Here is a 2250-nt window from a genome sequence, read left to right on the forward strand (position 1 = left end):
CCGACGGAAAACAGACTTGCTGAATTTAACGCTGACTGGATAGTCACCAGCGCAAACGGACTTTCAGCCGAAGACGGAGCGATTGTAAATATTGACGGTTCGGGCAACCGTGTAGCGGCAATTTCATGGGCTCCGGGTAAACTTCTGTTTTTGATTGGAAAAAATAAAATTGCAGACAATTTATCTGCCGCGCTGCAGCGTGCAAGGGAAATTGCTTCGGTTAAGAACGCTGCTCGTTTTGACATTAAAACCCCGTGTAAGCTGCTGGGAAAGTGTATGCACTGCAACGCTCCGGACAAAATATGCAACGTTGTAACCATACTTGAACATGCGCAGCTCGGCAGGGAAGTACACGTTATATTGGTGAACGAGGATTTGGGGTATTAGAAACAGGGAGTAAAGAACACGGGAGTATGAAACACGGGGCTGTAACCCCCTGAAATAAATGACACGTAACGTAAAATAGCTGAAAACAAGGCTTAACGCAATAACAGAGGACAAATGAAGACAAAGGAAATCGGAAGAGAACAGGTATGGCTGATTTCAGCTGTTGTAAAATGGACGTTTCTTGCGCTTTTGACAGGAGCGCTTGTCGGTTTTGCGACGTCAGTATTTATTAATCTGCTCAATGACGCATGGAATTTTGTTTCCGGCTTCGGAAAATACAAACTGCTGTTTATCTTTCCGGGATTTTTTGTCAGCTACATGCTTGTGTACGTCTACTCGCGCGACGCGAAGGTCAACGTTGTCGAAGCTATACACAGCGATTTTGGGGCTGTCGAACTGAGCGCTATTCCCCTGCGCCTGCTTTCCACGATAAGCACGATAGCCTGCGGCGGAGCCACCGGAAAAGAATCGCCGTGCGCTTCAATAGGCGCGGGCGTAATGTACGGCTTTTCGCGGCTCTTCAATCTTGACAGCAGGGATATGCAGAAGCTGGTTATAATCGGCTCGGCGGCAGGTATATCGGCAGTTTTCGGAACACCTATCGCAGGGGCTGTTTTCGGTGTGGAGATACTTTACATGGGCGAAATGCTTTATGACGTTCTGCTGCCGTCTTTCGTTGCGGGGGTCGTTTCTTCCATGCTTGCGGGAGCGCTCCATGCGGGCTCTCTTCCCTCAATTCCAATTGCCATTCCTCAGATTGAGCCCAAGATTATTGTAATATCCGTTCTCTGCGGCGTATTTTTCGGTATTGTGGCGATGCTGCACGTTGAACTGCTGCACCGCACTGTCCGCGCGTTTAAGAAAATGAAGGTGCCTCACAAACTCAAGCCGCTTCTCGGCGCGTCTCTTGTCGCCCTTATCACGTTTGCGTTCGGTGATTTTTACGGCGGTCTGAACAATCAGCTGACGACAGCGGCTTTGTTCGGCGCACGCGTTCCGGATTTTGCGTTTGCGATTAAATCTGCCGCTCTCGCGCTGACCCTCGGCTGCGGGGGAAACGGCGGGGTTATTATGCCGACCATGTTTGTGGGGGCGACTGCCGGCTCTTGTATCGCCTACTATTTCGGGCTTAACATGCAGGCGGTAAGCGCCATGGGTTTTGTTTCCCTGCTCGCCGGTGCCACAAACACCCCGATAGCCTCAACAATCCTCGCAATGGAACTTTTCGGCGCAAAATTTGCGCCGTTTGCCGCCATAGCCTGCTGCACAGCATATATGGTAGTCGGTCACAGAAGCCTTTATTCAGGGCAGCGCATACTTCGTCCCAAAACGGCGTTTTTTATGCGTCGGGAAAACGGCGAAGGCAATGCGGAAATTGTGGAGCGGCTTGAAAACGTATCGTATGCAAGACTGCTGAGGCACAGCTACAACGAAACAAAAATGAAGCTTCATATCAGGAGAAAAAAGAAAAAATGAACCGGACGTGGAAAACGGTCAACAGAATACTGACACTGCTGACGGTTCTTATTCTTGCTTTCTGGTGCTGGAAGGTTTTTGGTCCAGGGGGACAGGAAATCAGAAGCAGATTTATCGGAACCGGCTTCGGTCTCAGACAGATGTTTTTTATGGGCGTTGCTGTCTGCTGTATCGGTTATCTGTTGTGGCGCGGACTCGCATATTACTACGAAAAAAAATACGGACTTCATGACGATGAGGATTAGCCGGGGATAATAAATACGTAATTTTGCATAGACTTTTGAATGAAAAAAGGGTATTATTATCCGGCTGACGTAAAACATACAACGTTATTTCGTTCCGGGAGGAGTTTACCTATGAGAAAGACAGCAGCAATACTTATCTTTG

The 2250-nt window shown here is 48.7% G+C and carries 3 protein-coding genes; all 3 read left to right on the plus strand.

Annotated features, from left to right (window positions below; translation table 11 throughout):
- Positions 1 to 387, plus strand: a 387-nt coding sequence (locus KBS54_00360; GenBank protein ID MBQ0054588.1) for an LUD domain-containing protein, incomplete at its 5' end; no start/stop codon positions are given.
- A 114-nt stretch (positions 388 to 501) separates the two neighbouring features.
- Positions 502 to 1863, plus strand: coding sequence for a chloride channel protein (locus KBS54_00365; GenBank protein ID MBQ0054589.1), 1362 nt, complete (start codon positions 502 to 504; stop codon positions 1861 to 1863).
- Positions 1860 to 2108, plus strand: coding sequence for a hypothetical protein (locus KBS54_00370; protein ID MBQ0054590.1), 249 nt, complete (start codon positions 1860 to 1862; stop codon positions 2106 to 2108). Before KBS54_00365 ends, KBS54_00370 begins: the two co-directional genes overlap by 4 nt.
- Positions 2109 to 2250 lie beyond the last annotated feature (142 nt).

This window comes from Candidatus Equadaptatus faecalis, assembly GCA_018065065.1.
Taxonomy (GTDB): domain Bacteria; phylum Synergistota; class Synergistia; order Synergistales; family Synergistaceae; genus Equadaptatus; species Equadaptatus faecalis.